Genomic DNA, 7665 nt, shown 5'->3' on the forward strand with positions numbered 1-7665 from the left:
ACAGAAATAATAATTAATTCCAATATTAACATTGTTTCTTGTCTACTCTATTAATAGAAGTGACTGTATAATCTTTATCTTCTACAGTTTTCTTTAAGACATCATTAGATACTTCTTTACTTAAAGTCACAACTGCAGTGCCTTTTTCATGACTCACATCAGCACTTTCTACACCATCTACAGCTTCTAATGCTTTCTTTACAGCCATTTCGCAATGACCGCACATCATACCAGTAATTTCTAAAGTCTTTTCCATTGTTTTTTTCTCCTTTTTCTTTCTTTTTATATCTTTAGATGCATCATGCATAGAGAAAGTATTCAATCTTAATGCATTCATACATACAAAGAAACTAGATAAACTCATCGCAGCCGCTCCTAACATAGGACTCATCTGCCATCCTGTTAAAGTGATAAATACACCAGCAGCAACAGGAATACAAATCGCATTATAGAAAAATGCCCAGAATAAGTTCTCATGGATATTTCTTAATGTTGCACGAGAGAGTCTAATAGCGGCAGTAACATCTGTCAGCTTACTATTCATTAATACAACATCAGCTGCATCTATCGCAATATCAGTGCCTGCGCCTATCGCAATTCCAATATCAGCTCTTGTAAGTGCTGGGGCATCATTGATTCCATCGCCCACCATAGCTACTTTACCTTGTTTCTGTAAATCTCTAATAACGCTCTCTTTACCATCAGGTAATACCCCTGCAATCACCTCATCCACACCTGCTTTTGAACCAATTGCCTGAGCTGTTTCTTGATTATCACCTGTTAACATCACAACCTGAATACCCATATTCTGCATTTCTTTGATTGCCTGAGGACTATCTTCCTTCATTGTATCAGCAACGCAGATCATACCAAGATAACAATCATCATAACTAAAGAATAGTGGTGTCTTACCTTCTTTAGCCATATTCTTAGCTTGTATTTCAACATTATCAGGAATATGCTTTTCCATCATCTTAATGCTGCCACCTAATACTTCTTTACTATGAATTAAACCTCTTAAACCATGTCCAGGTAAAGCCTTGAAATCTTCTACATCTTCACTACCTTGGTAATAATCAGTAATAGCCTTGGCAAGAGGATGCTCACTTTTCTTTTCTAGACTTGCAGCATAATTTAAAAGTGTTTCTTTTTCTATCTTATAAGGTACAACATCAGTGACTACAGGAGTTCCTTTTGTGATTGTGCCTGTCTTATCTAACGCAATAATATCAATAGAACCTGCGCCTTCTAATGATTCAGAAGTTTTAAATAAAATACCATGCTTTGCACCCATACCATTACCTACCATAATAGCCACTGGTGTTGCAAGACCAAGGGCACATGGACATGAAATAACCAATACAGATATTGCACGTGCAATAGAGAATCCAATACTCTTTCCTAGAATCATCCAGACAATAAATGTGACTAACGCTATACCGATAATAACAGGTACAAAGATACCAGAGACCTGATCCGCTTTTTTTGCGATAGGTGCTTTAGTGGCTGCAGCATCACTGACCATCTGAATAATCTGTGAAAGTGTTGTATCTTCACCTACACGAGTCGCACGGGCTTTAATAAAGCCAGATTGATTTAATGTTGCGCCAGATACTGTATCATTCACAGTTTTATCGACAGGAATACTTTCACCTGTTAAGGCAGATTCATCAATAGCTGTAGAACCTTCTACAATCACACCATCGACAGGAATATTTTCACCTGGTCTGACAATAAACAAATCACCTTTATTGACTTCATCAATGCCCACAGTCACTTCTTTATTGTCTCTAATAATAACGGCAGTCTGAGGCGCAAGATCCATTAAACTCTTTAAGGCATCTGTTGTACGTCCTTTAGACATTGCCTCTAACATCTTACCTACAGTAATTAAAGTAGGAATCATAGCGGCAGATTCAAAATAGAGATCATGTCCTAAAGACATTACCTTCATCATCTGTCCCTGGCTCATTGCATCAATCATTAAATATAAAATGACTAAGCTATAACCAAAAGCAGCACTAGAACCTAATGCAACCAAAGCATCCATGTTAGGAGATAACTGAAATAAGCTCTTATATCCATTAATAAAGAACGCTTTATTGATGACTAAAATAATAATAGTCAATAACATCTCTGTCACTGCAAGAGACACATGATTCTCTAAAAATGAAGGCACAGGCCATTTCCACATCATATGACCCATTGATAGATACATTAATAGTAATAAGAATACTAAAGAAGTAATCAATCTCTTCTTTAATTTTGGTGTTTCATGATCCACTAAAGAATCATCCTTAACCTTTTCAACACCTTTTTCACTTGCACCATATCCAATATTCTCAATTGCCTGAATAATAGATTCAGAAGATGCTGTTCCCTCTACACCCATAGAATTTGTGAGTAAAGAAACTGAACAGCTTTCTACACCATTAATATGAGCTACAGTTTTTTCAATACGATTGGCACACGCTGCACAACTCATACCAGTAATATTATATTGTTTCATTTCATCACCTTCTGTAATACATTCACTAATTCATCAATTGTCTCATCATGACCTTCTTTAATATCATCCACAACACATGTCTTAATATGTTTTGCAAGTAATTCTTTATTAAAACTATTCAAAGCTGCATTGACTGCAGAAACCTGAATCAAAATATCAGGACAATAGGCATTCTTCTCAACCATGCCCTCAATGCCTCTGATTTGTCCTTCAATACGTTTGAGGCGGTTCATGAGTTTTTTCTTTTCTTCTTCACTACGATCTTTATGTCGCTCACTACAACAGCAATCTTTTTTATCCATCGTTTCACCTCCTGTTTCAATCATATACCCTGTAGGGGTATACGTCAAGCGATATGATTGTTGTATAATGACCACAAGGAGAAATGAATTATGAAAACAAATAAACTTGTGCAGGGTGCACTCATCGCATCACTCTTTGGTGTCCTTGCAGTACTCAATACAATGACAGGTACAATGTTTGATTCTTTAATAGGTTATGGAATGGCTATTCCTATGGCCATCTATAGCTATAAAACAGGACTGAAAGAAGCTTTAATGACTTCCATTGCTTCCTTAGTCATCGCTTTCCTATTTGGAACGCTTAGCTATGTATTAATTGTCCTCTCATCACTTGGTATGGGAACAGTTGTAGGGCTATGTTTAAAAAATAAAGCTAAGAAAGAAACAATGCTGGTACTTGGGGCTACATTCTTCTTTTTATCTGACTTTTTATATTTTTATGTATTCTCAGGAGTATTGGGTATTAACTTAATTGCTGAAGCAAAAGAAATGTATAACCAGATTATTGCGGCAGTTCCTTCTATCTCTCATGCCTTTACTTTTCAGGACTTCTATAATGTGATTCCACTCAGTATCCTCATCATGTCATTCTTACAGAGTTATTTAGTCATGATGTTATGTGCATTATTCTTCAAACGCTTAAGAATACCTTTTGATATGAGTATTCATATTGCGACTTTTAGATTCAGTTCTAAAATGGGATATATTCTTGCAATCATACTCGCAGGTAGTATTCTAACGAGACAATATTTTGGAAATGTCGTTATCTTACAATATCTCTATTTTATTAGTATCTTAGGATTTATGGTGGATGGTCTGGCTTTCTTATCTTTTTATCTTATTATCAGAAACCATGGCCGTTATGCGAATTTGCTTATTTTCTTGGTATTTATACCATTCCTACAGCCACTATTAGTTATACTAGGAATTATTGATATATTTGTTGAAATACGTCAAATACTGTATAATAAGTATCAATAAGGAGGGCCTCTACAATGACGAGAAAAGTTGCACAAATTAGAAACGTCTTTGTTCTTTTACTCGTATTTATAATCTTTGCCACCTTTGCGGCCTTTGGTATATTTCATCAGGCCTGGATGCTTCGTCTTGCGATATTTGCGGTCATTACGAATGTGGTCTATATTTCATTGTTGTTCTATATGAGCTACTTAATGGATCAAAATAGCTATTCAGTCAGTGATGCATTAGGTATTGATGCTAAAAATGCCTTAATCTATGGTGGTGTGGGACTTATTCAATATGATGAAAATAGAAACATCACATGGGTCTCAGATTTCTTAAAGGCATTAAATATCAATATTGTAGGAATCAAACTATTAGAATGGCAGCCTACACTTGCCAGTCTTTTTGATGATGAAGATGTCAAAATAATAGAAGTCAAAGGAAAGAAATTTGAAGTCTATAATAGTGCGGATACAAGACTCATCTATATGAAGGATGTTACACAATATGTGTCTTTATCACAGGACTATGAAGATATTCAGGTATGCATGGGTTATATTACTGTAGATAACTATGATGAAATTATTGCGAATGTAGATGAATCACAGAAGGTAAAGATTCAAAACTTATGCCGTAGTACAATTACTGAGTGGGCATATAAGAATGGTATGATCATCAGACGTTATCAGACAGGTAAATATATTGTCTTTTTTAATGAGCGTATCTATAAGAAACTTATTGAATCTAAATTCTCTATTTTGGATGATTTCAAGAATGCGATAGAAGAATTAGATGTTCTTATGACACTCTCTATTGGTATTGGTAGAAGTACAAAAGTATTAAGAGAACTAGAAGAACTTGCTTCTTCTGCATTAAGCCTTGCTTATTCACGTGGTGGTGATCAGATAGCGATTAAGAGTGGTAAAGATCATGTGCGTTACTTTGGTGGTAAGACCGATGCATTTGAAACATCCTCTAAAGTACGTTCACGTATTATGGCACAGTCTCTTGCAGGACTTATTACACGTTCACGCAATGTCTTAGTCATGGGACATAAGAATTCAGATTTAGATTCATTTGGTGCGTCTCTTGCGGCAGCACGTATTGTAGAGAATTTAGGGAAGAAAGCCAATATCGTAATTGATTATGAATCTCTTGAAGAAAAAACAAAAGGTGTTGTAGAAATGTTGAGAAGTAATCCTGATTATAAGGGATTAATGTTGACTATTTCAGAAGCACTTGAAAAAGCCAATAAGGATACTTTATTAATCAGTGTGGATAACCATAAGGATTCACTTGCCATCAGTCGTTCAGTACTTGATAAAGTAAAGAACAAGGTCATTATTGATCACCATCGTCGTAGTGAAGAATTCATATCTTCACCGGTTCTGACATACTTAGAACCATCTGCATCCTCTACAGTAGAATTACTTGTAGAATTATTTGATTATCAGCAGCATGAAATTGAAATTTCATCTCTTGATGCGACAATCATGTATACAGGGATGCTTGTTGATACAAACTATTTCAGACAGCATGTAGGTACAAGAACATTCCAGTCGGCGGCTAAACTCAAAGAAGCGCAGGCTGATTTAACACTTGCTTATGAATTGTTGGAAGATTCATTTGAATGTATGAAAGAAATATTTGATATTACAGAATCAGCTTATCGTTATAAGGATAGATTTCTTATTGCGACAGGCAAGGGTGAAGAACTTAGCCGTTCTACTCTTGCAAAGGCAGCCAATCAATTGGTATATGTTTCTGGCATTTATGCTGCATTTGCGATAGGATATATATCTAAGAACACAGTTGCAATCAGCGCACGTAGTTCTAAGAAGGTCAATGTCCAGGTTATTATGGAAGATCTTCATGGAGGCGGACACTTCTCTATGGCCGCCTGTCAGATTGAAAATGTGACAATCGAAGAAGCAAAAGAGAGATTAGAACATGCAATAGATGCATATTTGGAAGATAGGGGTGTATAAGATATGAAAGTTATTTTATTAGAAGATGTGAAAAAAGTTGGTAAGAAGGGTGAAATCGTTAATGTATCTGACGGTTATGGACAGAACTTCTTAATTAAGAATGGTAAAGCTTTAATGGCAACAGAAACAGGTAAGAAAATTGTTGCACAGCAGGAAGAAGAAAAGAAACAGGAAGACTTAAAGAGAAAAGAAGAAGCTCAGGAACTTGCAAAGAAGCTTGATACTATTGTAGTAGAATTCAAGGTAAAGACTGGTAAGGATGGTAAGAGCTTTGATCATGTTTCTACAAAACATATCGCAAAGAAATTATTAGAAGAACATGGTATTAAGATTGATAAGAGAAAGTTCATCAATGCTTATCCAGTAGGTGCTTTAGGAACTACTAAGTTCAAGATTGAACTTTATAAAGGTGTTATCGCGACTATCAATGTTCATCTATCTGAAAAATAAGGTGAATACTTATGGATACAAGAGAACTTCCTCATGACTTAGAAGCAGAACGTGCATTGTTAGGGGCGATGTTGATTGATAAGAACGCATGTAATGATGTCATCAACATGGCAACACCTCAGGATTTCTATCTTGATGCACATCGACTGATCTTTACAGGCATGAAGTTCCTTCATGACAGTAATAAACCAATCGATGCAACAACAGTGACTGATTATTTAATCAACCAGAAGATATTAGAAAAAGTAGGTGGGGTAGATTACTTATTGGTACTTGCGAATTCTGTACCTACAGTAGCTCATACAACACATTATCTTCAGATTTTAAATGAGAAGTCATTATTACGAAGACTTATTAAAGAAGCCACAACCATCGTACAGGATGCTTATGGTGAAATTACTGATATCAATGACTTTATTGATACAGTAGAAAAGGACGTCTTAGAAGTCACAAGAGATAGAAATGCCGGGGAATTCAAGACAATTGAAAGTGTTGTACAGAATGTTACAGCTAGAATGAATCTCCTCCAGAAAAATGGTGGAGTTGTCTCTGGTGTAAAAACAGGCTATAAAGAGTTAGATAAATTAACATCAGGTTTTCAGCCAGGTGATTTAGTTATTCTTGCGGCTAGACCATCTGTAGGTAAAACAGCCTTTGCCTTGAATATCGGCTTTAATTCATCACTTAATAGCGAAGAAGCTGTCGCAATATTCTCGCTAGAAATGCCTGCAGAACAGCTTGTAACCAGATTAATATGCTGTGCAGGGTCTATTGATAACGATAAATTAAAAACAGGTGCGATTCTTAAAGAGAATGCGAATAAATATTATGCAGCTGCTGATAGAGTCACACGTTGTAATTTATATATTGATGATACACCAGCAGTTAAGATTGGTGAAATTGCAGCTAAATGTAGAAGACTACAAAGAGAACAAGGCTTAAAGATGGTTATTATCGATTACCTTCAGCTGATTTCAGGTCCATCTTCATCAAGAGAATCAAGACAGCAGGAAGTCTCTGATATCTCTAGACAGTTAAAAGCATTAGCCAGAGAATTAAAGTGTCCCGTTATTGCCTTATCACAGCTTTCTCGTCAGGTAGAACAGCGTAAGGGTAAACCTATGTTGTCCGACTTAAGAGAATCTGGGGCCATCGAACAGGATGCCGACATCGTAGCCTTCCTTCATCGTGAAGACTATCAGAATAAAGAAAAAGAAGCAGAAACTAATGGTTTAACAGAAATCGTTGTGGCTAAGCACAGAAATGGTGCAACAGCCGATATCAGCCTGGTATTTGAAAAACAATACTCTCGTTTCTCAGATTACTATACAGGTCCAGAAAACCAGAATAGTGGTGAAGGACTTAGAATTTAAAAGCAGTAGCGCTTGCGCTACTGCTTATTTGTGCGACAGGCAGTCGCTTATATGTCATGTCAACAGGGGCATGACATTTT

The 7665-nt window shown here is 36.1% G+C and carries 6 protein-coding genes; 4 read left to right on the top strand and 2 right to left on the bottom strand.

All coding sequences use genetic code 11. From position 1 onward, the window contains the following. Positions 1-25: 25 nt before the first annotated feature. Both QZQ55_RS09840 and QZQ55_RS09845 read right to left on the bottom strand, forming a co-directional pair. Complete coding sequence (locus QZQ55_RS09840; protein WP_295092900.1) at positions 26-2509, bottom strand: heavy metal translocating P-type ATPase; 2484 nt, start codon at positions 2507-2509, stop codon at positions 26-28. Continuing rightward, a complete protein-coding gene (locus tag QZQ55_RS09845) occupies positions 2506-2811 on the bottom strand; it encodes a metal-sensing transcriptional repressor (protein WP_199409986.1) in 306 nt (101 codons plus the stop codon). Before QZQ55_RS09845 ends, QZQ55_RS09840 begins: the two co-directional genes overlap by 4 nt. A gap of 90 nt (positions 2812-2901) precedes the next feature. On the opposite strand from QZQ55_RS09845, the gene QZQ55_RS09850 reads away from it, so the two are divergent. The 4 genes from QZQ55_RS09850 to dnaB are packed head-to-tail and all read left to right on the top strand — an operon-like array spanning position 2902 to position 7585. Further along, positions 2902-3792 (top strand): DUF2232 domain-containing protein, encoded by an 891-nt coding sequence (locus QZQ55_RS09850; RefSeq protein WP_295092902.1) that lies wholly within the window; start codon positions 2902-2904, stop codon positions 3790-3792. A gap of 14 nt (positions 3793-3806) precedes the next feature. After that, the gene (locus QZQ55_RS09855; protein ID WP_295092904.1) at positions 3807-5762 is read left to right on the top strand and encodes a DHH family phosphoesterase; all 1956 of its coding nucleotides are present in this window, start codon (positions 3807-3809) and stop codon (positions 5760-5762) included. Positions 5763-5765: 3 nt separating this feature from the next. Beyond that, on the top strand, positions 5766-6212 hold the full coding sequence (gene rplI / locus QZQ55_RS09860; RefSeq protein WP_295092906.1) for a 50S ribosomal protein L9: 447 nt from the start codon (positions 5766-5768) through the stop codon (positions 6210-6212). Positions 6213-6223: 11 nt separating this feature from the next. Further along, positions 6224-7585: a replicative DNA helicase gene (gene dnaB / locus QZQ55_RS09865; protein ID WP_295092908.1), complete on the top strand. Its 1362-nt coding sequence runs from the start codon at positions 6224-6226 to the stop codon at positions 7583-7585. Positions 7586-7665: the final 80 nt, after the last annotated feature.

The organism is uncultured Catenibacterium sp. (assembly GCF_900540665.1).
Lineage (GTDB): Bacteria > Bacillota_I > Bacilli_A > Erysipelotrichales > Coprobacillaceae > Catenibacterium.